The sequence below is a fragment of the Bacillus sp. FSL R5-0709 genome (assembly GCF_038004785.1).
Lineage (GTDB): Bacteria > Bacillota > Bacilli > Bacillales > Bacillaceae_G > Bacillus_A > Bacillus_A mycoides.
The window spans coordinates 226,994-250,000 of the sequence record NZ_JBBORT010000001.1; the positions used below are offsets into that span (position 1 = coordinate 226,994).

Sequence of the window (23,007 nt, forward strand, 5' to 3'; positions counted from 1 at the left end):
GCCCGTAAAAGCCCGATTGGTTCAACTAATAATCAGAGGAACCCCACCTCTGATTAAAGTTTCACTTTATTTACTAGATGAAGTTTGTTTTAATACAAATTGCTCAATTGCATGAGCAACACCGTTTTCATTATTTGTTAATGTAACAACGTCACATAATTTTTTTACGTCTTCTTCAGCATTTCCCATTGCAACTGATAAGCCGGCTACTTGTAGCATTGGCACATCATTAAAGTTGTCACCGATTGCAACAGTATCTTCAATTGGTATATTGAAATAAGCTGCCATTTCTTGCAAACCATTGCCCTTATGACCATGCTTATCCATAATTTCTACATTAGTAGGAGCTGATGCCGTAACTGAAATGTCCGTATCTTCTTGTAAAGTTTGTAATAGCTGTGAACGATGAGCAGCATTAAATGTTAAAATGAAGAATTTAGATATTTCTAATTCTGGATTATTTACGACATCTTCTATTTTTTGGAAATCAGTAATTAAGTTAGATTTCTTTTGTTTTTCTGTAATTCTTTCAAGTTCCTCAAGTGTAACATCTAGTGTATGTTTATTTTCTTCGAATGCCTGCATAACTTGACCTTGCCATGTATAAGGAGAATAAACCCCTTTATTTGTGTACAACTTATATGGAAAACCTTCAGATTCTAGTAATTTTGCAAGCTTGTATACTTTATCATTTTGTAAACAACGCGAGTTAATTACTTTTCCGTCCACATAAACAATTGCCCCATTGCTTGCTCCAACTGGAAGAGATAGTTTATATTCTTCCAATAATTTCAAAGCATCCTCTTTCGCGCGGCCAGAACAAATCATTACAATATGACCAGCCTCTTTTGCGGTTTGGATAGCTTGTAAGTTCTCTTTGGAGATTTCAAGATTAGATGATAGTAGTGTACCATCCATATCTAGTGCGATTAATTTCAAAATGACCACCTCTTTGTTTCCATTATACATAGTTATATAGAGGAAACATATAAACTTATCTTGGAAAGATAGTATTTTATCCCGCAGTAATTTCTAGTAAAAGTGCGATTGGTGAGGGGAATAATTAGTAGGGAATGGAACTCTCGTTGATTAAAGTTTCACTTTGGTTTTTAACAAAATAGAGATGAATAATATTATATTTCGCTTTATGACCTTAATGTTACACTAGTGTTACAAATGTGATTGTAGTAGAAAACGCATTAAAACAAGGTTTTTGAGTGTTTATTTAAAAAAACGTAAAAAAAGTGTAATAAAATTTACGTAATTATATTGCAACGTAATAATAGTTATGTTACATTAATGTTACAAACGTTACGTAATTAATTTCAATGTAACGTTAACATGAAAACTATGAACTAATCATTTCTTAGTAATTACATATAGATAACTTATAAAAAAGGAGAATGAATGATATGAACAACGAGCAAGTATTAAACGTAACAAAAGGTGACTTCTTAGGATCAGCAAGCGGAGCAGTAGTATTAACAGCATTAATCGTATTTCTATCAAGCGTATTAGTATAATAGAAGTTTTGTAACAAAAATAAGAGAAGGGAGAATGAAAATTATGAACAACGAGCAAGTATTAAAAGTGACAAAAGGTGACTTCGTAGGATCAGCAAGTGGAGCGGTAGTATTAACAGCATTAATCGTATTTCTATCAAGCGTATTAGTATAATAGAAGTTTTGTAACAAAAGATAAATGAAGGGAGAATGAAAGATATGAAAGAGCAAGTATTACAAGTAACAAAAGGTGACTTCGTAGGATCAGCAAGTGGAGCGGTAGTATTAACAGCATTAATCGTATTTCTATCAAGCGTATTAGTATAATAGAAGTTTTGTAACAAAAGATAAATGAAGGGAGAATGAAAGATATGAAAGAGCAAGTATTACAAGTAACAAAAGGTGATTTCTTAGGATCAGCAAGCGGAGCAGTAGTATTAACAGCATTAATCGTATTTCTATCAAGCGTATTAGTATAATAAAAGTTTTAAATTGTACAAAATGAAAGGAGAATGAGGAATATGAACAGTGAACAAGTGTTACAAGTAACAAAAACAGATTTATTAGGATCATTAGGCGGAGCGGTAATATTAACATCATTTATTCTATTCCTTGCAAATATATTAGTATGAAAAATATAAATACAATCATTCAAAAAAAATAAAGACTCTAACGTATTAGTAAGTAGTTAATATGTTGGAGTCTTTTTTGTTTTCCTCTCATATATACCTTCAAGTATTAATATTTTCCCCTTACTTTAAAGAGAAAAAAGTCGAATTTTATATGTAAGAAAAAAAGAGGAATTTGACAGAAAAGATAGAAAATTTTAAAGGTCGGAAATTGTTAGCTTGCTAACTAATTTCTATTAATTGATGTTGGAAGCGTTTTCGGTTGGTTTTAAGTATGGACCATTTAATCTATTTACAGGGGGATGAAGATATTATGAAACAAAAATCTATGGATACGCTAGCTGCACAAATGGAGGACTTTTTTCCGGTACGTGATGTAGATCATTTGGAATTTTACGTAGGGAATGCAAAGCAATCAAGTTATTATCTTGCGAGAGCGTTTGGATTCAAAATTGTAGCTTATTCTGGATTAGAAACAGGAAACCGTGAAAAGGTATCTTATGTTCTTGTGCAAAAAAATATGCGTTTTGTTGTGTCTGGAGCTTTAAGTAGTGATAGTCGTATTGCAGATTTTGTAAAGACTCATGGTGATGGAGTGAAGGATGTGGCTTTACTTGTTGATGATGTTGATAAAGCATACTCTGAAGCTGTAAAACGTGGCGCTGTTGCGATTGCTCCTCCTGAAGAGTTAACAGATGAGGAAGGTACCTTGAAGAAAGCGGTTATTGGTACGTATGGTGATACAATTCATACGCTTGTAGAGCGTAAAAATTATAAAGGAACATTCATGCCAGGATTTCAAAAGGTAGAGTTCAATATTCCATTTGAAGAATCCGGTTTAATTGCTGTAGACCATGTCGTTGGTAACGTTGAGAAAATGGAAGAATGGGTTAGTTATTATGAGAACGTCATGGGATTTAAACAAATGATTCACTTTGATGATGACGATATTAGCACAGAGTATTCGGCATTAATGTCAAAAGTTATGACGAATGGAAGCCGTATTAAGTTTCCAATTAATGAACCAGCAGACGGAAAAAGAAAGTCACAAATTCAAGAATATCTAGAGTTCTATAACGGAGCGGGTGTACAGCATCTTGCTTTATTAACAAGTGACATTGTAAAAACAATTGAAGTGCTTCGTGCGAATGGCGTGGAGTTTTTAGATACGCCAGATACGTATTACGATGAGTTAACTGCACGTGTTGGAAAAATTGATGAAGAAATTGATAGATTAAAAGAATTGAAGATTCTAGTAGACCGTGACGAAGAAGGTTATTTATTACAAATCTTTACGAAACCAATTGTAGATCGTCCAACTCTATTTATTGAAATCATCCAACGTAAAGGTTCTCGTGGATTTGGCGAAGGGAACTTTAAAGCGTTATTCGAATCAATTGAAAGAGAACAAGAGCGTCGCGGAAATTTATAAAATTTGTATCCACCAGCAAGAGTTCCTTTGTTGGTGGAAATTTCATTTTCATAGGGAGGAATCACGATGAAATTTGTTACATTTCGTCTCCCATCGAAAGAAATGCGAGCTGGATGGCTTGAAGGTGACAAAGTAATCGATATGAATCTTGCGAGTGATGGACAATTACCTTCTTCTATGTTCGCCTTTTTAGAGAAAGCAGATGAGTATGTAGAAGTATTGCGTAATATTAAGAATCCTGCAAAGGGTATATATTCCTTAGAGGAAGTTCAATTTGCAGCGGCAATTCCTAATCCGAGTAGCATTCGAGATTTTTATGCATTTGAGCAGCATGTAAAAACAGCTCGCGGACGAAGAGGGCTAGATGTTGTACCTGAATGGTATGATATCCCGGTTTTTTATTTTACGAACCACCGTGCTGTTATTGGACCAGATGATTTTGTTATTGGTCCGAAGAAGTCTAAAAAGCTTGATTATGAGTTAGAGATTGCTTGCGTAATTGGGAAAGAAGGACGAAACATTTCTCGTGAACAAGCAGAGGAATATATTTTTGGTTACTGCATTATGAACGACTGGAGTGCAAGGGACTTACAAGCAACAGAAATGAAAGTGGGACTCGGTCCAGCGAAAGGAAAAGATTTTGCAACTTCATTAGGAGCGTATCTCGTTACGAAAGAGGAATTAGACGTTTATCGTAATGGTGATCGTTATGATTTAGAGATGACTGCTCATGTAAATGGAAAGATATTATCAAAGGGAAACTTCCAAGATATTTACTATACATTTGCTGAAATGATTGAACGTGCTTCGGAAGACGTTACGTTATATCCAGGAGATGTGATTGGTTCCGGGACAGTAGGAACAGGATGTATTTTAGAACTTGGTACAGAAGAGTGGCTACAAGATGGAGATGTTGTAGAGCTGTCGATTACTGGTTTAGGTACGTTACGTAATACGGTCAAAAAAGACATGAAAGCAGGTGATGGGCATGTTTTATCGTCACATGGGGGAGCTACCTCATAAACGACATGTACAATTTCGTAAAAAAGATGGATCGCTTTATCGTGAGCAGGTAATGGGGACAAAAGGTTTCTCTGGTACCCAGTCTATTTTGTATCATCATTATATGCCAACAGAAGTAGGGCACGCGGCATTATCGCATTCTTGTCAGTTACAGTATGAAGAGGATGCCCTTCTTGCTCATCGCCACTTCCGTACGAAAGAAAATAAAAAAACTGGTGATGCAGTAAGCGGAAGAAACTTTATGCTTGGGAATGAGGATTTATTAATTGGAGTAGTGAGTCCAACAGAAAAAATGGATTATTTTTACCGTAATGGTGATGGCGATGAAATGTTATTTGTTCATTATGGAACAGGAAAAATTGAAACGATGTTTGGAACGATTCACTATAGAAAAGGTGATTATGTAACAATTCCAATTGGAACGATTTATCGTGTTATTCCAGATGAGGGAGAGACTAAGTTTCTTGTTGTAGAGGCAAATAGCCAAATTACAACACCAAGTCGCTATCGCAATGAATATGGGCAATTGTTAGAACATAGTCCGTTTTGTGAAAGGGATATTCGTGGCCCGGAAAAATTGGAGACATATGATGACAAAGGTGAGTTTGTCGTAATGACAAAGTCGAGAGGTTATATGCACAAGCATGTGTTAGGGCACCATCCGTTAGATGTTGTTGGGTGGGATGGTTATTTATATCCGTGGGTCTTTAATGTGGAGGATTTTGAGCCAATTACAGGTCGTATTCATCAGCCACCACCAGTACATCAAACATTCGAAGGGCATAATTTCGTCATTTGCTCTTTCGTACCGCGTTTATACGATTATCATCCAGAATCTATTCCGGCACCATATTATCATAGTAATGTGAATAGTGATGAAGTACTGTACTATGTAGAAGGTAACTTTATGAGCCGAAAAGGTGTAGAAGAAGGTTCTATTACGCTTCATCCAAGCGGGATCCCGCATGGGCCACATCCAGGGAAAACAGAAGCGAGTATAGGGAAGAAAGAGACACTTGAACTGGCCGTTATGATAGATACATTCCGTCCGCTTCGTATTGTAAAACAAGCACATGAGACGGAAGATGAAAAATATATGTATAGCTGGATTGAAGAGGGTTCATATACTGTGAAATAAGTAAAAAGAGGCATGCTCACTACGGGAGCATGCCTCTTTTATGGAATCGACATGTATAATAATACCAAAAAAAGTTATGAAAATATATATAGATATGATTGTCTGAATCTTTTTATCGAAAGGATGATAAGAGTATAGTATGTATCTCGATAGTTTTCTGTTTATTTCGACAAAAGTATTGACTAAAAAACATGCCGTGGGTAAAATGAAAAAGTAAATTAAATTTTCAGAAAACTAAAATCGTGGAGGAGCACAGCATGAAGCAAATTTTTCAAAAGAAGCCAATTTCAACGTTACTGCAAGAAAGTAAACAAAAGACATTATCGAGAACGTTAGGGGCACTTGATTTAACAATGCTTGGAATCGGAGCAATTGTTGGAACTGGTATTTTTGTTCTTACTGGCGTTGTAGCAGCGAAACATTCTGGACCAGCTATTATATTATCATTTGCTATAGCTGCATTAGCTTGTGCCTTTGCTGCATTTTGTTACGCTGAATTTGCTTCTTCAGTTCCTGTCTCAGGGAGTGTTTACACGTACACGTATGCGACGATGGGAGAAGTATTTGCATTCTTAATTGGATGGGATTTAATGCTCGAGTATTTATTAGCCACATCTGCTGTAGCTAATGGATGGTCAGCGTATTTTCAATCGTTATTAAAGGGATTTGGGATTCATATTCCGACCATTCTCTCCTCGGCCCCTGGTACTGGAAAGGGTGGAATAATTGATTTACCTGCAGTTCTAATTATTCTAGTTATGACGGTTCTTTTATCTAGAGGTGTTCGTGAAAGTGCACGTGTAAATAATATAATGGTATTTATTAAACTAGCAGTTGTTCTCATTTTTATCTTCGCCGGATTTAATTATGTAAAACCTGAAAATTGGACACCTTTTATGCCATTTGGGTTAGATGGTGTAATGGCTGGAGCAGCTACAGTTTTCTTCGCATTCATTGGATTTGATGCTGTATCAACAGCCGCAGAAGAAGTGAAGCGCCCACAACGCGATTTGCCGATTGGAATTATTGCATCGTTACTAGTTTGTACGGTTCTTTACATTGTTGTTTCACTTATTTTGACAGGGATTGTTCCATACGGTCAGTTGAATATATCAGATCCAGTTGCTTTCGCACTTCAATTTATTGGACAAGATAGTTTGGCGGGAGTGATATCAGTAGGAGCAATTACAGGAATTACAACTGTAATGCTAGTTATGATGTATGGGCAAGTTCGTGTTTCATATGCAATGAGCAGAGATGGATTGTTACCGAAGCGTCTTGCTAAAGTTCATCCGAAATTTAAAACACCATTTTTAAATACATGGACAACAGGTATTATTGCAGCACTTATTTCAGGATTAATAGATTTAAATGTTTTAGCACATCTTGTAAATATGGGAACTTTGTCAGCATTTGCACTTGTAGCTGTTGCTGTCATTGTGATGAGACGAACTCATCCTGATTTACCAAGGGCGTTTAAGGCGCCGCTCGTACCATTTTTACCAGCATTAACAGTTATCTTTTGCTTATATTTGATGCTTCAATTATCAGCGACAGCTTGGATTAGTTTTGGTGTTTGGATGGTTATCGGTATAGTAGTTTATTTCGCCTATAGTAGAAAGCGTAGTGTTTTAAATAATAGTAAAAAAGAAGAAGATGTAGCAAATTTATAAATGGAAAAATCCATTCTAATTCTGTTAGGATGGATTTTTATTTTGAAAATTTACATTTTTCTGAATGTATTATAAGATAATTGTTGGCGAACTAAAGGGGTGAAAATGTGAAAAATACATGGCGTGAGCTAAGAGAGATGGATCGTAACGTATGGATTCGATTTATCGGTGAGACTTTGAACGGAATTGCGATGATGATGTTAATGCCTTTTTTTGCACTATATTTAAAAGATAAGGTAGATTCTTTATTACAAGTTGGGATTATTATGGCGCTTTCTCCAATTGCTGCAAGCTTTGGCTCGCTTATAGGCGGAAGAATAGCTGATATATATGGAAGAAAGCCAATTATGATATTTTCAATGGCGAGTAATGCGTTATTAATGCTCGGTTTTTTATTTATCGAAGGATTTATTCCATACGCTATTTTATCTATTTTTTTAGGGTTAAGTAATTCTTTATTTCATCCAGCAGCATCAGCGATGGTTGCAGATGTGACGGCGCCAGAAAAAAGAACAGAAGCATATGGTTTATTGCGAATGGGACACAATATTGGTGCTGCAATTGGACCGATAATGGGAGCATCAGTAGTTGTTTTATCAAAGAACCTCGTGTTTATTATTGCTTCATCCGCTATGTTGTTTTATGCGCTACTAGTGTTAGTACTTATTAAAGAAACAATGCCAAAAATTACGGATATGACGGAAAAAAATAAAGAGAAGGAATCCGGAGCAGTTTGGAAAATTTTAATGAGAGATAAGGCGTTAATGATTTATTTGTTAGCGGGGATTATTATTTCTATGGGGTTTTCTCAAACAGAAGGCATGTTACCGCTTCACTTTGATAACGAAATGAAGGATATTTTTGGAGTCAACAATCCATACCCATATTTAATGGCATTAAATGGTCTATTAGTTGTTTTATTTCAATTTCAAATTTCAAAATGGGCGACAGATAAACCTGTTGGAAAGACGATGCTATACGGTGCGTGTTTGTTCGGAATTGGTTTGTTTTTTATAGGATGGTTACCGAAGTGGTTTGGAGAATATGATACAAATGCTACAATTATTTTAATGACGTTAATGTTTGTTTATGCCATATATACGTTAGGCGAGATGATTATGTCGCCTGTACAGATGACGTTTGTAGCGAATTTGGCCCCTGAGCATTTGAGAGGAACCTATATGGGGGCGGCGAGTTTGCAGTGGATTACAGGAAGTGCATTCGGTCCACTTCTTGGTGGTTTTCTATTGGATCGTTTGCTTGGTCACTACTTATTTACAATTTTAAGTGTAGGGTGTGTAGTTGCAGGCTTTGTATATGTTTCTTTAGATCGTCTTGTTGAGCAGAGGCAAAAAGATACGCCTACAAAACAGTCTTCTTAATAAAATGAAACTTTAATCAATGTTTTTTCACCCTCCACAAATGGTAGGGTAATATAGATGACATACACACAAAGTGGATTTCTACATATTTTAGGTACATAACTAGATTAGATAGCAATTTTGCTTTAAAGTTTAATTTTGTTTAGGTGTGTAGAAATTAAAGAGAAAAAGTGTAGAAAACCAATAAGTGGTGTCTTTTAATTATTTGTGGAAGTTACATTTTATTTCAAATAGGAACTACCTATTTTTATAAAAAGTGCTAAAATAGAAAAATGAAAACAATTGGTTAGGGTGATTTCAGTGACAAAAATTAAATTAGGTTTATTATACGGTGGAAAATCAGCTGAGCATCAAGTTTCGTTACAAACGGCTCTTGCTGCTATTAAAGCATTAAATCAAGATAAATTCGAGATTCATCCAATTTATATTACAGAACAAGGCCAATGGATGCGTGGAGAGCGTATTGAAGGCGAAGTAAAAAATGTTGAGGCATTACAAATGAGTGGGGAAGAGAATACAATCTCTCCTGTATCATTAAGTACAGAAATTATCCCAACTGCAACTTCTAAACAAGAAGATGCAATTGATGTTATTTTCCCATTATTACATGGACCGAATGGTGAAGATGGAACAGTACAAGGGTTATTAGAATTACTAAACATTCCATATGTAGGTAACGGTGTATTAGCATCATCTGCTGGTATGGATAAAGTTGTTATGAAAAATATCTTTGCAGAAGCTGGATTGAAACAAGCGAAATATGCATCTTTCATTCGTAGCGCATGGGAAAAAGATCGTGAAACAGCGTATGAAAAAGTAGAAGAAGTATTAGGATATCCTTGCTTCGTAAAACCAGCAAATCTTGGTTCAAGTGTTGGTATTAATAAGTGTAATGATCGTGAAGAGCTTGAGAATGCATTCGAAGAGGCATTCCAATTTGACCGTAAAATTATTGTAGAAGAAAATATTGTAGGTCGTGAAGTAGAAGTTGGTGTATTAGGTAATGATGAGCCGAAATGTTCAGTTGTAGGTGAAATTGTACCGAAAAAAGATTTTTATGATTACAAATCGAAATACATCGATGGTGATACAGCGTTAATTATTCCAGCTGAAATGACAGAGGAAGAGTCTAATATAATTAAGCGAGATGCAATTATCGCATTCCAATCATTAGATGGTTCGGGCTTAACACGAGCTGATTTCTTCTTAACGAAAGATGGAGAAGTATATATTAACGAAGTAAACACAATGCCAGGATTCACGCCGTTTAGTATGTTCCCTCTATTATGGCAACATACAGGGTTACCGTATCCGGAATTAATTGAAGAGCTAATTCGCTTAGCGATTGAGCGTCACGAAGAAAAACAAAAAATTAAATATACAATCTAACAAAAAAGGAGGAAGCACTATTCGAAGGAATAGTGCTTCCTCTATGTAAGGAGTGTTTTCATGATAAATCGAACGTTAAAACAAGTAGAGCAGATGATAAATGGTACTGGATTAGCAGAGCGGTATGAGGGAATTACTATACAAGGAGTGTCTATTGATACGAGGAAAATTGAAAATGGAAATTTATATGTTCCAATTCAAGGTGAACGTTTCGATGGACATGCTTTTGTAGACAAAGCTGTTGAAAATGGGGCGATTGCTACATTATGGATGAAAGATGTAGAAAACCCACCTGAAAATCTTCCGGTTATTTTTGTAGAAGATACACTAGCAGCATTGCAAATGTTAGCGAAAAACTATCGTGATCAATTGGATGTAAAAGTTATTGGTGTAACGGGTAGTAATGGTAAAACATCTACGAAAGATATTGTAACAAGTATTCTTGCGACTAAATTTAAAGTTCAAAAAACAGAAGGTAATTTCAACAACCACATCGGTTTACCTCTTACTATTTTAAATTTAGAGGAAAATACAGAAGTAGCTGTATTAGAAATGGGCATGTCAAGCCGAGGAGAAATTGAATTTCTATCTAAGTTAGCTCGCCCTAATGCAGCTATTATCACGAACATTGGTGAGGCGCACTTAATGGATTTAGGCTCTCGTGAGGCGATTGCTGAAGCGAAGTTAGAAATTGTTACAGGTTTACAAAAGGGTGGCGTGTTCGTATATAATGGAGATGAGCCGCTATTAACGAATCGTGTTCCAGAAATGAATTTAGCAGCTGAAACAGTTACATTTGGTGATGCGAGAGCAAATGATTACTATCCAACTACTGTAACATTGCAGGCTACTGGGACACACTTTAAGATGAACAGGGATGAAACTTCGTCATTCTATTTGCCAGTACTAGGAAAGCATAATGTATATAATACGCTTGCTTCAATGGCAATTGCAAAACATTTTGGTGTAACGTGGGAAGAAATGAAACAAGGTTTAGTAACACTTCAAATGACAGGTATGCGTATGGAAATTGTAAAAACAGATAGTGGTTTAACAATTATCAATGATGCTTATAATGCTAGTCCAACAGCTATGGAAGCTGCGTTCCACCTAATGAATGGTTTAGATGGATTTGCTAAAAAAATTGTTGTGCTTGGTGATATGTTAGAACTTGGAAATCAAGAAGTGCAATTTCATTATGAAGTAGGTAAATTAATTGATCCAGCAAAAATTTCATATGTATTCACATATGGTAAATTAGGGGCTCAAATTGCTGAAGGTGCAAAAATTAATTTCCCTAAAGACCGTGTAAAAGCGTATGATAGTAAAGAAGAGTTAATAAAAGAGTTGCAAGCAGTAGTCGGTACGAAAGATGTTGTATTAGTAAAAGCATCTCGCGGCATGAAATTAGAAGAAGTAATTACGATGTTGAAATAATTGGTGTATATAAATAGGGATGATAGCCACGAAAATAGTGGAAACTTATAATAAGCGCTTACAGTAAACGATAAAAAAATAAAAGTAAAGAAAAAAGCTCTGAATATGAAATAAGGTAACAGTTGGGGTTTGCTTTTTACACCTACAAAACTTATAATTGATAAAGTGTAATAACGTTTAGAAGTATTTTCGTGAAGAATATACGCCCGGTTATATACGTAAGTATTCAGGAAAATGGCTTTTCCGCAAGTTCGGAAAACGCCTTTTTTTAAATGATAAGTATAGGATAGAAAAGGAGAAGTAACATTGACAACATTTCGAGAACTAGGATTAAGTGAGTCTTTACTACAATCTGTTGAAAGTATGGGCTTTGAAGAGGCTACGCCGATTCAAGCTGAAACAATTCCACATGCATTGCAAGGTAAGGATATTATTGGGCAAGCGCAAACAGGTACAGGGAAAACAGCAGCATTCGGATTACCACTATTAGATAAAGTGGATACAAATAAAGAAGCAGTTCAAGGTATTGTTATCGCGCCAACGCGTGAATTAGCAATTCAAGTTGGAGAAGAGCTATACAAAATTGGTAAACATAAACGTGTTCGTATTCTACCAATTTATGGTGGTCAAGATATTAACCGCCAAATTCGTGCTCTAAAAAAACACCCACACATTATTGTAGGTACGCCGGGTCGTATTTTAGATCATATCAACCGTAAAACACTTCGCTTACAAAACGTAGAGACTGTTGTTCTTGACGAAGCGGATGAAATGTTAAACATGGGCTTCATTGAAGATATTGAAGCGATTTTAACAGATGTGCCAGAAACACATCAAACATTATTATTCTCAGCGACAATGCCAGATCCAATCCGTCGTATTGCTGAGCGTTTCATGACTGAGCCTCAACACATTAAAGTAAAAGCAAAAGAAGTAACAATGCCAAACATTCAGCAGTTCTATTTAGAAGTGCAAGAAAAGAAAAAGTTTGACGTGTTAACACGCTTACTAGATATTCAATCTCCAGAGCTTGCAATCATATTCGGTCGTACAAAGCGTCGTGTTGATGAATTATCAGAAGCATTAAACTTACGTGGTTATGCAGCAGAAGGTATTCACGGTGACTTAACACAAGCGAAGCGTATGTCTGTATTACGTAAATTTAAAGAAGGTACTATTGAAGTTCTTGTTGCAACAGACGTTGCTGCACGTGGTCTTGATATTTCAGGCGTAACACACGTATACAACTTCGATATCCCACAAGATCCAGAATCATACGTTCACCGTATCGGTCGTACTGGCCGTGCCGGTAAAAAAGGTATTGCAATGTTATTTGTAACACCACGTGAATCAGGACAATTAAAAAATATCGAGCGTACAACAAAACGTAAAGTTGATCGTATGGACGCACCGACACTTGACGAGGCGTTAGAAGGTCAACAACGTTTAATCGCTGAAAAACTTCAAAGCACAATTGAAAATGATAACTTATCATACTACAAGCGTATTGCAGAAGAAATGTTAGAAGAGAATGATTCTGTAACAGTAGTAGCTGCTGCTTTAAAAATGATGACAAAAGAGCCGGATACAACTCCGATCGCTTTAACATCAGAACCACCAGTTGTTTCAAGAGGTGGCGGTGGCGGTTCTAAAAAACGCGGTGGTAACGGAAGTGGATACCGTGATGGTAACCGTAATCGTAGTCGTGATGGACGCGGCGGTGGCGATGGTCGTAACCGTGATCGCAATCGTGATGGACGTGGAAGCGGAAGTGGCGATGGTCGTAACCGTGATCGTAATCGTGATGGCGGTAGCCGTGATGCTGGTAGCCGTGATGGCAACCGTGGTCGTAAAGGTGAAGGTCGCCCTGGATCTTCAAATGGACGCGGCGAAAGAAAACATCATAGCCGTCCACAAGCTTAATAAAAAAGAGAATGCCCTTTGCTGGCATTCTCTTTTTTTATTTCTGTAATTGTGCATACTACATAGTAACTCGTATAGAAATGAGGTGCTATATGCTTGTAAGACTTGGGTATGTTGCGATGAGTGTACATTTGAAGAATGCTTCTCCATCTCAAACGATGACATATGCACAGTTTCAGCGGATTGATGATCGAGAGGCTGCGATTCGTAAACTTGAAAGAATCGCTAATTCGAATTTGGAAAATTGCTTACGGTTATTAAAACATAATAAAGGGCATGATATATCTTTCTTTCGACTTAGTTCCAAGCTTATTCCTTTAGCGAATCATGAGGAGTTGTTAGATTGGAACTATATTCGTCCGTTAAAAGAAAATCTGAAAGAATTAGGTGAATATGCAATTCGTATGAATATGCGAATTGACTTCCATCCAGATCACTTTGTTGTACTAAATTCACCTGAGGAGAGTATTCTCAAACAATCTGTAAAGACATTGCAGATGCACAAAAAATTGTTAAAGGGTATGGGAATTGAACATAAGCAACGATGTGTATTACATGTGGGAGGAGGTTATAAAGATAAGGAGCTTGCATTAGAACGCTTTATAGAAAATTGGTCAACTGTTCCAAGAGGTATTCAAGAGATGATTATATTAGAAAATGATGACACGACCTTTTCTTTAGAAGAAACATTGTATTTAGGTGAGAAATTAGACATTCCAGTCGTGTTTGATTTGCACCATCATATGATGAATAATGACCAGGAAGATTGGCATGAAGATTGGGCGCGTGTTGTACATACGTGGGAATCGTCTTTGTTACCGGTTAAAATGCACATCTCCAGTCCTAGAGATGGAAAAAACCCGAGAGCACATGCAGATTTTATTGATGTAGATACTTTCTTATCTTTTTTGAAAAAGATAAAGGGGAGTGTTCCGCGAATTGATTGTATGATTGAGGCGAAGAAAAAGGACGAGTCTTTATTTCAACTAATGAGAGAGTTAAGTAAACAAACAGATGTGGAAATTATCGATGGTGCGAGCTTCTATATTAAATAAGCTCTGCGCCATCGTTTTTTTTTGTTAAAAAAGGGGTGCACATGCCGCCGATGATCAGTCCTGTTAAATGGCTTATAGGATTGGCAGAGGGATTAAAGAAAGTAAATAGTAGTAATATAAGTATCATTATTGAAAAAATAGCGATGTCTCTTGGTTTTGAAGAACAATATCGACTATACAATAAAAATAATTGGGCGCCTAGTAATCCGAAAATACCACCAGATGCTCCGGCGTGAATATATTCAAGAGGCATAATAATATAAGAAGAAATATTCCCGAGAATGCCAGAAAGGAAAAAAATAATGATGAAAGAAAAGTGTCCTAGTTGTTTTTCGATGGAAGAACCAAATACGAATAAACAAATACTATTAGAAAGGAAATGTTGTAAGTCTACGTGTACAAGTAAGGAAGTTATGACACGCCACCATTCTCCTTTAGCGATATATTCATTGTGGGCTGCCAGGTGAAAGAGGGAAAAGTCGCTCAATATAATCATGACTAATTGTATAAGAAGTAAAGAAATGATAATCGGTTGTAAGGAAATGCGAGTGGATGGTATTAGCATGTTTTTAGTATCACTCCTTTTGCATCAGAAAGATTCTCTGTTATTCTTACAATATGAATGAAGAAAGCTAAATAGAAGAAGGGGATTTTGAAATGATTGTAGGGATTGGAATCGATATTATTGAGTTAAATCGAATTGAAAAAATGCTAGATGGAAAGCTTAAATTTATGGAACGTATTTTAACTGAAAGAGAACGTGGTGTTGCCGAGGGGCTGAAAGGAAGTCGTCTTACAGAATTTGTAGCTGGAAGATTTGCAGCAAAAGAGGCGTATTCTAAAGCGGTAGGGACCGGTATCGGGAAAGAAGTGAGTTTTTTAGATATTGAAGTAAGGAATGATGATAGAGGTAAGCCGATTATCATTACAAATACAGAGCATATTGTTCATTTATCAATTAGTCATAGTAAAGAATTTGCCGTTGCTCAAGTTGTTTTGGAAAGCTCGTCACGCTAGTCTGCATATTTTATATCTTTGTCTCATATATTTGAGGTAGCGATAAGGAAGGCATATCTTCCATTCATTTATAGGGGCAAAGGGGCTGAAGTGATGAAAAGGCGTCTGTTTTTAGTTCTTGTCGGTTTATTGACCGTTTTTGTGTTGGCGGGTTGTATGGAAAAGAAACAGGAAGATGTTGTGAGAGATTTAGAAACGAAAGTTAAAAGTATGAAGAGTTATCAAGCTGAAGCGAAATTATCTATTAAAACAGGAAATGAACCTCAAGAGTACAATGTAGAAATTTGGCATAAAGAACCTTCGTATTATCGTGTGAATTTGCAGAATGCGAAAAAGGATCAGAGTCAAATTATTTTAAGGAATGATGAAGGTGTATTTGTATTAACACCGGCACTTAATAAGAGTTTCCGTTTTCAAAGTGATTGGCCGCAAAATAGTAGCCAGGCTTATTTATATGAATCACTTGTAAGAGATATTTTGCAAGATAAGAAAAATCTCTCTTTCGAGAAAACAGATAAGTATTATGTGTTTAAAACAAAAACAAATTATCAACATCAAAATATGTTGCCGAAACAAGAAATTAAGCTGAATAAAAGTGATTTAACACCAGTTTCTGTGAAACTGATGGATAATGATCAAAATGTCCTTGTAAAAGTAGATTTCACTAAAGTAAAGTTTGATGCAAAGTTTGATAAAGGTGCATTTGATACGAAACAAAATATGTCTAGAGCACAAGTAGATGTTCAGACGGCAGCGAAAGAAGACAAACCGTTTGCTATTTTGTATCCACGTGATACACCGCAAGGTATGACTTTGAAAGAGGAAGAAGAGTTGAAGACAGACAGTGGCAAGCGTGCAATACTCACATACACTGGAAGCAAGAAATCCTTTACTTTAATACAAGAAAAGTCAAAAGTTGCAGAGGCCTCATCGGCGGTAAGTGTAAGTGGAGAGCCGGTTGATCTTGGTTTCACGATTGGTGCATTGACGAAAGACTCTGTAACGTGGTCACATAACGGAGTAGAATATATGCTCGTGTCTAAAGGTTTAGAGACGAATGAGTTGTTGATGGTTGCTCGTTCGGTTACAGCGAAGCAGGTGAAGTAAACTTCTTAGACGTGGTGATATATGTGCACCACGTCTTTTCTTAGTTTGAAGGTGGATTTCATAAAAGAAGCATATAAAAGAATAAGCTTCGCATATCGTGTATAAGGAAGTGTATTTATGGAAGAAGCACCGTTTTACCGTGACACGTGGGTGGAAGTGGATTTAGATGCGATCTATAACAATGTTACACATATTAAAGAGTACATTCCAAGTGATGTAGAGATTTTTGCTGTAGTTAAAGCGAATGCATATGGGCACGATTATGTACCGGTGGCTAAAACTGCATTAGAAGCAGGAGCAACAAGATTAGCAGTTGCTTTTTTAGATGAAGCTTTAGTGCTTCGGAGGGCTGGTATTACTGCACCGATTTTAGTATTAGGTCCTTCCCCGCCCCGTGATGTAAATGTAGCTGCTGAAAATGATGTAGCATTAACTGTTTTTCAAAAAGAATGGGTGGAAGAAGCGATAAAGCTCTGGGATGGTTCATCAATAATGAAATTCCATATTAATTTTGATAGTGGTATGGGGAGAATCGGAATACGTGAACGAAAAGAATTAAAAGGGTTCTTAAAGAGTTTAGAAGGTGCGCCATTTTTAGAGTTAGAAGGAGTATATACGCATTTTGCAACAGCGGATGAGGTTGAGACTTCTTACTTTGATAAGCAATATAATACATTTTTGCAGCAGTTACGTTGGTTGAAAGAATTTGGAGTGAATCCTAAATTTGTCCATACAGCCAATAGTGCCGCAACGTTAAGGTTTCAAGGGATTACATTTAATGCGGTGCGAATTGGTATTGCGATGTATGGATTATCCCCATCTGTAGAAATACGTCCTTTTTTACCATTTAAATTGGAACCGGCGTTGTCACTTCACACGAAAGTTGCTCATATTAAGCAAGTGATTAAAGGAGATGGGATTAGTTATAATGTCACATACCGAACGAGAACCGAAGAATGGATTGCGACAGTTGCAATTGGATATGGAGATGGCTGGCTTAGAAGATTGCAAGGGTTTAAGGTACTTGTAAACGGTGAAAGAGTACCGATTGTAGGGCGAGTGACAATGGATCAATTCATGATACATCTTCCTTGTGAAGTGCCACTTGGTACGAAAGTTACACTCATTGGGAGACAAGGTGATGAGTATATTAGTGCTACCGAGGTTGCTGAATATTCCGGGACTATTAATTATGAAATTATTGCAACGATAAGCTTCCGTGTACCGAGAATATTTATACGACACGGTAAAGTTGTAGAAGTAATCAATTATTTGAACGATATATAGAAGAAGGTATTATTACTCAGCACCTCGTCATTTGGAGGAGTTTCACTAATAAAGAATAGGCTCTTTTTCGCTGGGGAGCTTCTTTTTATACTTGTTATTAATATAAGTTGCAATGAAATATTACTGAAGGATTGCTTTATTTCTTGTTTGAAAGAGATAAAAAGTAAAAGAAGATGAATGTTTTATTTATGAATTGGAAAACATAAGCAAGGAATAAGGAAGTCTTTGCAACAGGCTCCATACAATGGTATTATTACAATAGGTGTCATATATATATTTGGGTGTGTAGTTGACGGTGGAGGTGTATTTTTGTGTCCGAATCAAGTGTAACTACTGAAATCGTGGTTCGGTTGCCAAAGCAAATGGTAACGGAATTGGACGGAATTGGAAAACAAGAGAATAAGAATCGCCATGAACTAATTTGCCAGGCAACACAACTGTTATTGCGTCAACATAAGACGAAGAAACGCTACCAACATGAATCAATGCGACGTGGGTACATTGAAATGGGAAAAATTAATCTTGGTATTGCATCTGAAGCTTTCTTAGCAGAGTATGAAGCAGCTCATACAGTAGAACGCTTAGTTAGCGGGGGGTAATATTTTGATTGTAAAACGCGGCGACGTGTATTTTGCAGACCTTTCCCCAGTTGTTGGTTCTGAGCAAGGAGGCGTTCGTCCGGTTCTTGTCATTCAAAATGACATCGGAAATCGTTTTAGTCCGACTGTGATTGTAGCGGCTATTACTGCACAGATTCAAAAAGCGAAATTACCCACTCATGTGGAAATTGATGCGAAAAAGTACGGTTTTGAGAGGGATTCTGTTATTTTACTTGAGCAGATTCGAACAATCGATAAGCAACGCTTAACGGACAAAATCACTCATTTGGATGAAGTGATGATGAGTCGTGTAGATGAAGCGTTACAAATTAGTTTAGGACTAATAGATTTTTAAATCGGCAGTTTAAGTTGCTCTCTTTACAGGGCAACTTTTTTTTATTATAGAGGAGGTTACGGTTGGATATGGAAATGGTAGATAATCGACAAGGGTTAATGAAAATGTTAGTGAAAGAATTAGGCTTTACAGAAAAGCAAGTTCGTCATGTTATTCAATTAACAGAAGAAGGTAACACAGTTCCATTTATCGCTCGTTACCGAAAAGAATGGACAGGGTCTCTTGATGAGGTGCAAATTCGTGCAATCTTAGAAAGATGGCAATATATGATGCAACTAGAAGATAGGAAAGAAGAGGTTCTTCGTCTTATTGGTGAAAAGGGTAAACTAACCGAAGAGTTGCGTCGTCATATTGTTGCTGCAACAAAACTTCAAGAAGTAGAAGACTTATATCGTCCATATAAAGAAAAAAGAAGAACGAAAGCTACAATTGCTAAAGAAAAGGGATTAGAACCGTTAGCTGAGTGGCTATTATTATATAAAAAAGAAAATCCAGCAGAGAAGGCTATGGAATTTGTTAATGCAGAAAAGGAAGTGGCGTCTGCAGAAGATGCGTTGCAAGGTGCGCAAGATATTATTGCGGAACTTGTTTCGGATAATGCGGCATATCGTAGTTGGATTCGCAATACTACTTTCCGAAAAGGGATTATGTCTTCATCTGTAAAAGATAAAGAAAAAGATGAAAAGAATATATATGAAATGTATTATGGCTATGAAGAACCGTTGCAAAAAGTAGTGCCGCATCGTGTACTAGCTATGAATCGTGGTGAAAAGGAAGACGTATTAAGAGTTGCTGTTATCACGCCAATTGAAGAAATTCTTCAGTTTTTACATAAAAAAATGATTCTTGATGAAGCTTCTAAAAGTGCGCATTATGTACAATTAGCGATGGAAGATGGATATAAGCGATTAATTCAACCTTCAATAGAAAGAGAAATTCGTAAAGAATTAATGGAAACGGCCGAAGAACAAGCGATTCATATTTTCTCTGAGAATTTACGTAATTTATTATTACAACCTCCGATGAAAGGGAAAGTTGTGTTAGCGGTAGATCCAGCATATAGAACCGGTTGTAAATTAGCTGTAGTAGATGATACAGGAAAAGTTCTTCACATAGATGTTATTTATCCGCATCCGCCTGCTCGTAAATATGAGGATGCAAAAACGAAAATCATTTCAATTATAGATAAATATGAAGTTGAAATGATAGCGATTGGAAATGGTACAGCTTCGAGGGAAACGGAAGAATTTATAGTAGATGTATTACAAAATGTAGAGCGAGATGTATTTTACATTATTGTAAATGAAGCGGGTGCTAGTGTGTACTCAGCATCTGATGTAGCTCGCGAGGAGTTTCCAAATTTACAGGTTGAAGAAAGAAGTGCTGTTTCAATTGGGAGACGTCTACAAGATCCACTTGCAGAACTTGTGAAAATTGACCCTAAATCTGTTGGGGTGGGACAATATCAACATGATGTATCTCAAAAGAGATTAAATGAATCATTAACATTTGTAGTAGAGACAGCAGTTAACCGAGTTGGTGTTAATGTAAATACAGCTTCAGTTGCATTGTTGCAATATGTTTCGGGATTATCAAAAACAGTTGCGAAAAACATTGTAGCTAAGCGTGAGGAAGATGGGAAATTCACGAAGCGTACTGAATTAAAGAAAATTCCACGTTTAGGTGCAAAAACATATGAACAATGTATCGGGTTTTTACGTATATTAGAAGGAGCGAATCCGTTAGATCGCACAGGGATTCATCCAGAACAATATAAAAATGTTGAATTGCTATTGAAGAGCTTAGGGTTATCAAAGAATGATGTGGGGAAACCAAACTTGCAAAAGAGTTTCGAAGGAGTAGATATTTCTAAATTATCTCAAGAGACGGAGATTGGTGAGCCGACATTAGTTGATATTATGGATGCTTTAATTAGCCCGGAGCGAGATATGAGGGATGAGTTGCCAAAGCCACTTTTGAAAAAGGGGATTTTAAAATTAGAAGATTTAAAGCGTGGTATGGAATTAGAGGGAACGATCCGCAATGTTGTTGATTTCGGTGCCTTTGTTGATATTGGTGTGAAGCAAGATGGTTTAGTACATATTTCTAAACTAAGCAAACAATTTGTAAAGCATCCATTAGATATTGTATCCGTGGGACAAATTGTAAAGGTATGGGTAGATGATATTGATACGAAAAAAGGTCGTGTTGCATTATCAATGTTACCGATTGAATAGTAAGAAAAGAGAGCAGATGAAACTGCTCTCTTTTTATGAACTGGAAAGTTTAATTGATTATGAGCTTTGATGTATTTTACTATAATAAAACCAGCATTCATTTAGTAACTTGATTTGATACCGGTTTTTCTCGAAATATGCACGTTGCATTTGTTTCTTTAGCCACGTGGGCATAGGAATCCCTCCTTGTTTAATCCTGCTCTCAAAAAAAGTAGCTCCTTTTAGTTAAAGTAACTTTGATGAGAGGTTGGTGAGTGGATTTCTAGCAATGCTGCATTTTTAGAAATCACGCTTCTTGAATGAGGATGGGTATATGTACTATTTACTATATGTATAAGAAGGGAGAAAAGTGTGGAAATATTTTTTAGTTTAGGAGGAATGAGAATGGATGAGCAAGAAATTCAGCGGTTAGTGGAAGAGGTATCGTTACAATGCTTTGGAATGCCGTTTTTACATAAAGCGATGTTTAATAGTAGGTTACGTACAACTGGTGGGCGCTATCTATTGAAGAATCATAATATAGAATTGAATTATCGATATTACGAAGTATATGGAAAAGAAGAGTTAGTCGGGATTGTTAAACATGAACTTTGTCATTATCACTTACATATCACAGGAAAAGGGTATAAGCATCGAGATAGAGATTTTCGGGAGTTATTAAAGAAAGTAGGTGCACCACGTTTTTGTAAACGAATGATTAGTGAGGAGGAAACGAGAGTTTCTATGTATGAATGTATGGGGTGTTCTTTTCAATATGTAAGAAGACGTCAAATAAATACACAAAGATATGTATGTGGAAAGTGTAAAGGACAACTAAAACTGGTAGTGAAAACATCTTGACAGTGAAAACGCAATCCAGTATATTATAAACATGTCACGTTTGCGCAAGATGTTGTGAAAAAACTTCTTGACTTACGATGAGAATTTTTATAAGATACAAATTGTCTTCATTATTCCGCAGTAGCTCAGTGGTAGAGCTATCGGCTGTTAACCGATCGGTCGTAGGTTCGAGTCCTACCTGCGGAGCCATACAGAGAAGTACCCAAGTGGCTCAAGGGGCTCCCCTGCTAAGGGAGTAGATCGCTAACGCGGTGCGAGGGTTCGAATCCCTTCTTCTCTGCCATACATATTGGCCCGTTGGTCAAGTGGTTAAGACACCGCCCTTTCACGGCGGTAACACGGGTTCGAATCCCGTACGGGTCACCACTTCGGAGGATTAGCTCAGCTGGGAGAGCACCTGCCTTACAAGCAGGGGGTCGGCGGTTCGATCCCGTCATCCTCCACCATATAAATTATATAAATAATATTATCGCGGGGTGGAGCAGTACGGTAGCTCGTCGGGCTCATAACCCGAAGGTCGCAGGTTCAAATCCTGTCCCCGCAACCAAATGGTCCCGTGGTGTAGTGGTTAACATGCCTGCCTGTCACGCAGGAGATCGCCGGTTCGACCCCGGTCGGGACCGCCATTTTAACTTCTGCTATATAGCAGTTGTTTTTTATTGGACATTATGGTAAAATAACATTTGTCTTTGAAAAGAAGATAACTATTTCGATGGGCTATAGCCAAGCGGTAAGGCAACGGACTTTGACTCCGTCATGCGCTGGTTCGAATCCAGCTAGCCCAGCCATTTACGAGCCATTAGCTCAGTTGGTAGAGCATCTGACTTTTAATCAGAGGGTCGAAGGTTCGAATCCTTCATGGCTCACTTTTGTTTTTTCCGCGCGGTCGTGGCGGAACGGCAGACGCGCTAGGTTGAGGGCCTAGTGGGGGAAACCCCGTGGAGGTTCAAGTCCTCTCGGCCGCATCAAAAAATCTTTTAAA

General features: G+C 36.9%; 24 protein-coding genes and 9 tRNA genes. 30 read left to right on the plus strand and 3 right to left on the minus strand.

Going from position 1 to position 23,007, the window contains the following annotated elements; genetic code table 11:
* Positions 1 to 66 precede the first annotated feature (66 nt).
* Positions 67 to 939, minus strand: a complete 873-nt coding sequence (locus MKX37_RS01290) for a Cof-type HAD-IIB family hydrolase (RefSeq protein ID WP_002187510.1) — start codon at positions 937 to 939, stop codon at positions 67 to 69.
* 464 nt (positions 940 to 1,403) lie between these two features.
* Between MKX37_RS01290 and MKX37_RS01295 the strand changes: the two genes are divergently transcribed.
* From MKX37_RS01295 to uvsE, 14 genes are all read left to right on the plus strand, one after another.
* Positions 1,404 to 1,523, plus strand: a complete 120-nt coding sequence (locus tag MKX37_RS01295; RefSeq protein ID WP_002009865.1) for a DUF3948 family protein — start codon at positions 1,404 to 1,406, stop codon at positions 1,521 to 1,523.
* A 43-nt stretch (positions 1,524 to 1,566) separates the two neighbouring features.
* A complete protein-coding gene (locus MKX37_RS01300) occupies positions 1,567 to 1,677 on the plus strand; it encodes a DUF3948 family protein (RefSeq protein WP_002169299.1) in 111 nt (36 codons plus the stop codon).
* 35 nt (positions 1,678 to 1,712) lie between these two features.
* Positions 1,713 to 1,829 carry a DUF3948 family protein gene (locus tag MKX37_RS01305; RefSeq protein ID WP_000654250.1) on the plus strand — a complete coding sequence of 39 codons (117 nt, stop codon included), beginning with the start codon at positions 1,713 to 1,715 and terminating at the stop codon, positions 1,827 to 1,829.
* A 35-nt stretch (positions 1,830 to 1,864) separates the two neighbouring features.
* Positions 1,865 to 1,981 carry a DUF3948 family protein gene (locus MKX37_RS01310; protein ID WP_002029425.1) on the plus strand — a complete coding sequence of 39 codons (117 nt, stop codon included), beginning with the start codon at positions 1,865 to 1,867 and terminating at the stop codon, positions 1,979 to 1,981.
* 42 nt (positions 1,982 to 2,023) lie between these two features.
* A complete protein-coding gene (locus MKX37_RS01315) occupies positions 2,024 to 2,134 on the plus strand; it encodes a DUF3948 family protein (protein WP_001083697.1) in 111 nt (36 codons plus the stop codon).
* A gap of 310 nt (positions 2,135 to 2,444) precedes the next feature.
* On the plus strand, positions 2,445 to 3,563 hold the full coding sequence (hppD, locus tag MKX37_RS01320) for a 4-hydroxyphenylpyruvate dioxygenase (RefSeq protein WP_002124802.1): 1,119 nt from the start codon (positions 2,445 to 2,447) through the stop codon (positions 3,561 to 3,563).
* A 66-nt stretch (positions 3,564 to 3,629) separates the two neighbouring features.
* Positions 3,630 to 4,586 carry a fumarylacetoacetate hydrolase family protein gene (locus tag MKX37_RS01325; protein WP_002124804.1) on the plus strand — a complete coding sequence of 319 codons (957 nt, stop codon included), beginning with the start codon at positions 3,630 to 3,632 and terminating at the stop codon, positions 4,584 to 4,586.
* Positions 4,552 to 5,724 (plus strand): homogentisate 1,2-dioxygenase, encoded by a 1,173-nt coding sequence (locus MKX37_RS01330; protein WP_002169298.1) that lies wholly within the window; start codon positions 4,552 to 4,554, stop codon positions 5,722 to 5,724. Before MKX37_RS01325 ends, MKX37_RS01330 begins: the two co-directional genes overlap by 35 nt.
* A gap of 257 nt (positions 5,725 to 5,981) precedes the next feature.
* Positions 5,982 to 7,397: an amino acid permease gene (locus MKX37_RS01335; protein ID WP_002124809.1), complete on the plus strand. Its 1,416-nt coding sequence runs from the start codon at positions 5,982 to 5,984 to the stop codon at positions 7,395 to 7,397.
* Positions 7,398 to 7,504: 107 nt separating this feature from the next.
* On the plus strand, positions 7,505 to 8,779 hold the full coding sequence (locus MKX37_RS01340; protein ID WP_002124811.1) for an MDR family MFS transporter: 1,275 nt from the start codon (positions 7,505 to 7,507) through the stop codon (positions 8,777 to 8,779).
* A gap of 300 nt (positions 8,780 to 9,079) precedes the next feature.
* Positions 9,080 to 10,168, plus strand: a complete 1,089-nt coding sequence (locus tag MKX37_RS01345) for a D-alanine--D-alanine ligase (protein WP_016126473.1) — start codon at positions 9,080 to 9,082, stop codon at positions 10,166 to 10,168.
* Positions 10,169 to 10,228: 60 nt separating this feature from the next.
* Positions 10,229 to 11,605 carry a UDP-N-acetylmuramoyl-tripeptide--D-alanyl-D-alanine ligase gene (gene murF, locus MKX37_RS01350; protein WP_002124813.1) on the plus strand — a complete coding sequence of 459 codons (1,377 nt, stop codon included), beginning with the start codon at positions 10,229 to 10,231 and terminating at the stop codon, positions 11,603 to 11,605.
* A gap of 306 nt (positions 11,606 to 11,911) precedes the next feature.
* Positions 11,912 to 13,528, plus strand: coding sequence for a DEAD/DEAH box helicase (locus MKX37_RS01355; protein ID WP_002063522.1), 1,617 nt, complete (start codon positions 11,912 to 11,914; stop codon positions 13,526 to 13,528).
* Between the two features lie 92 nt (positions 13,529 to 13,620).
* Positions 13,621 to 14,583 carry a UV DNA damage repair endonuclease UvsE gene (gene uvsE, locus MKX37_RS01360; RefSeq protein WP_002009966.1) on the plus strand — a complete coding sequence of 321 codons (963 nt, stop codon included), beginning with the start codon at positions 13,621 to 13,623 and terminating at the stop codon, positions 14,581 to 14,583.
* Here uvsE and MKX37_RS01365 read toward each other — a convergent pair.
* Positions 14,576 to 15,148 carry a rhomboid family intramembrane serine protease gene (locus MKX37_RS01365; protein WP_002124818.1) on the minus strand — a complete coding sequence of 191 codons (573 nt, stop codon included), beginning with the start codon at positions 15,146 to 15,148 and terminating at the stop codon, positions 14,576 to 14,578. The two genes, uvsE and MKX37_RS01365, sit on opposite strands and share 8 nt — an antisense overlap.
* Positions 15,149 to 15,240: 92 nt before the next feature.
* Here MKX37_RS01365 and acpS point away from each other — a divergent pair, with 92 nt between their 5' ends.
* The 6 genes from acpS to MKX37_RS01395 all read left to right on the plus strand — a co-directional run bounded on the left by acpS (position 15,241) and on the right by MKX37_RS01395 (position 21,185).
* A complete protein-coding gene (gene acpS / locus MKX37_RS01370; protein WP_002009969.1) occupies positions 15,241 to 15,600 on the plus strand; it encodes a holo-ACP synthase in 360 nt (119 codons plus the stop codon).
* 156 nt (positions 15,601 to 15,756) lie between these two features.
* Positions 15,757 to 16,707 (plus strand): LolA family protein, encoded by a 951-nt coding sequence (locus tag MKX37_RS01375; protein ID WP_002124820.1) that lies wholly within the window; start codon positions 15,757 to 15,759, stop codon positions 16,705 to 16,707.
* A 117-nt stretch (positions 16,708 to 16,824) separates the two neighbouring features.
* Entirely contained in the window at positions 16,825 to 17,994 is a 1,170-nt protein-coding gene (gene alr, locus MKX37_RS01380; protein WP_002124821.1) for an alanine racemase, read from the plus strand.
* A 311-nt stretch (positions 17,995 to 18,305) separates the two neighbouring features.
* Positions 18,306 to 18,593: an antitoxin EndoAI gene (locus MKX37_RS01385; RefSeq protein ID WP_000004570.1), complete on the plus strand. Its 288-nt coding sequence runs from the start codon at positions 18,306 to 18,308 to the stop codon at positions 18,591 to 18,593.
* 4 nt (positions 18,594 to 18,597) lie between these two features.
* Positions 18,598 to 18,948 (plus strand): type II toxin-antitoxin system endoribonuclease NdoA, encoded by a 351-nt coding sequence (ndoA, locus tag MKX37_RS01390; RefSeq protein WP_000635965.1) that lies wholly within the window; start codon positions 18,598 to 18,600, stop codon positions 18,946 to 18,948.
* A 68-nt stretch (positions 18,949 to 19,016) separates the two neighbouring features.
* Positions 19,017 to 21,185 (plus strand): Tex family protein, encoded by a 2,169-nt coding sequence (locus MKX37_RS01395; protein ID WP_078203966.1) that lies wholly within the window; start codon positions 19,017 to 19,019, stop codon positions 21,183 to 21,185.
* A gap of 57 nt (positions 21,186 to 21,242) precedes the next feature.
* Here the strand turns inward: MKX37_RS01395 and cmpA are convergent, their stop codons facing one another.
* Positions 21,243 to 21,359 (minus strand): cortex morphogenetic protein CmpA, encoded by a 117-nt coding sequence (cmpA, locus tag MKX37_RS01400; RefSeq protein WP_001143642.1) that lies wholly within the window; start codon positions 21,357 to 21,359, stop codon positions 21,243 to 21,245.
* Between the two features lie 210 nt (positions 21,360 to 21,569).
* Between cmpA and MKX37_RS01405 the strand changes: the two genes are divergently transcribed.
* The 10 genes from MKX37_RS01405 to MKX37_RS01450 all read left to right on the plus strand — a co-directional run bounded on the left by MKX37_RS01405 (position 21,570) and on the right by MKX37_RS01450 (position 22,990).
* Positions 21,570 to 22,025 (plus strand): SprT family protein, encoded by a 456-nt coding sequence (locus MKX37_RS01405; RefSeq protein ID WP_016095131.1) that lies wholly within the window; start codon positions 21,570 to 21,572, stop codon positions 22,023 to 22,025.
* A gap of 114 nt (positions 22,026 to 22,139) precedes the next feature.
* A tRNA-Asn gene (locus tag MKX37_RS01410) sits at positions 22,140 to 22,214 on the plus strand.
* Between the two features lie 3 nt (positions 22,215 to 22,217).
* Positions 22,218 to 22,308: transfer RNA gene (locus MKX37_RS01415), tRNA-Ser, on the plus strand.
* A gap of 8 nt (positions 22,309 to 22,316) precedes the next feature.
* Positions 22,317 to 22,391: transfer RNA gene (locus tag MKX37_RS01420), tRNA-Glu, on the plus strand.
* A gap of 4 nt (positions 22,392 to 22,395) precedes the next feature.
* Positions 22,396 to 22,471: transfer RNA gene (locus MKX37_RS01425), tRNA-Val, on the plus strand.
* Positions 22,472 to 22,495: 24 nt separating this feature from the next.
* Positions 22,496 to 22,572, plus strand: a tRNA-Met gene (locus MKX37_RS01430).
* A 3-nt stretch (positions 22,573 to 22,575) separates the two neighbouring features.
* Positions 22,576 to 22,651, plus strand: a tRNA-Asp gene (locus MKX37_RS01435).
* An 87-nt stretch (positions 22,652 to 22,738) separates the two neighbouring features.
* Positions 22,739 to 22,813: transfer RNA gene (locus tag MKX37_RS01440), tRNA-Gln, on the plus strand.
* 5 nt (positions 22,814 to 22,818) lie between these two features.
* Positions 22,819 to 22,891, plus strand: a tRNA-Lys gene (locus MKX37_RS01445).
* A gap of 16 nt (positions 22,892 to 22,907) precedes the next feature.
* Positions 22,908 to 22,990 (plus strand) — tRNA-Leu (locus MKX37_RS01450).
* Positions 22,991 to 23,007 lie beyond the last annotated feature (17 nt).

Excerpts from the sequence above, each read along its gene's own strand:
- MKX37_RS01405 (WP_016095131.1), top strand. The coding sequence starts at position 21,570 with ATGGATGAGCAAGAAATTCAGCGGTTAGTGGAAGAGGTATCGTTACAA.
- MKX37_RS01300 (WP_002169299.1), top strand. The coding sequence starts at position 1,567 with ATGAACAACGAGCAAGTATTAAAAGTGACAAAAGGTGACTTCGTAGGA.
- alr (WP_002124821.1), top strand. The coding sequence starts at position 16,825 with ATGGAAGAAGCACCGTTTTACCGTGACACGTGGGTGGAAGTGGATTTA.
- murF (WP_002124813.1), top strand. The coding sequence starts at position 10,229 with ATGATAAATCGAACGTTAAAACAAGTAGAGCAGATGATAAATGGTACT.
- hppD (WP_002124802.1), top strand. The coding sequence starts at position 2,445 with ATGAAACAAAAATCTATGGATACGCTAGCTGCACAAATGGAGGACTTT.
- cmpA (WP_001143642.1), bottom strand. The coding sequence starts at position 21,359 with ATGCCCACGTGGCTAAAGAAACAAATGCAACGTGCATATTTCGAGAAA.
- MKX37_RS01310 (WP_002029425.1), top strand. The coding sequence starts at position 1,865 with ATGAAAGATATGAAAGAGCAAGTATTACAAGTAACAAAAGGTGATTTC.
- acpS (WP_002009969.1), top strand. The coding sequence starts at position 15,241 with ATGATTGTAGGGATTGGAATCGATATTATTGAGTTAAATCGAATTGAA.
- MKX37_RS01325 (WP_002124804.1), top strand. The coding sequence starts at position 3,630 with ATGAAATTTGTTACATTTCGTCTCCCATCGAAAGAAATGCGAGCTGGA.
- MKX37_RS01330 (WP_002169298.1), top strand. The coding sequence starts at position 4,552 with ATGTTTTATCGTCACATGGGGGAGCTACCTCATAAACGACATGTACAA.
- MKX37_RS01335 (WP_002124809.1), top strand. The coding sequence starts at position 5,982 with ATGAAGCAAATTTTTCAAAAGAAGCCAATTTCAACGTTACTGCAAGAA.
- MKX37_RS01395 (WP_078203966.1), top strand. The coding sequence starts at position 19,017 with ATGGAAATGGTAGATAATCGACAAGGGTTAATGAAAATGTTAGTGAAA.
- MKX37_RS01295 (WP_002009865.1), top strand. The coding sequence starts at position 1,404 with ATGAATGATATGAACAACGAGCAAGTATTAAACGTAACAAAAGGTGAC.
- uvsE (WP_002009966.1), top strand. The coding sequence starts at position 13,621 with ATGCTTGTAAGACTTGGGTATGTTGCGATGAGTGTACATTTGAAGAAT.
- MKX37_RS01365 (WP_002124818.1), bottom strand. The coding sequence starts at position 15,148 with ATGCTAATACCATCCACTCGCATTTCCTTACAACCGATTATCATTTCT.
- MKX37_RS01305 (WP_000654250.1), top strand. The coding sequence starts at position 1,713 with ATGAAAGATATGAAAGAGCAAGTATTACAAGTAACAAAAGGTGACTTC.
- MKX37_RS01375 (WP_002124820.1), top strand. The coding sequence starts at position 15,757 with ATGGAAAAGAAACAGGAAGATGTTGTGAGAGATTTAGAAACGAAAGTT.
- MKX37_RS01315 (WP_001083697.1), top strand. The coding sequence starts at position 2,024 with ATGAACAGTGAACAAGTGTTACAAGTAACAAAAACAGATTTATTAGGA.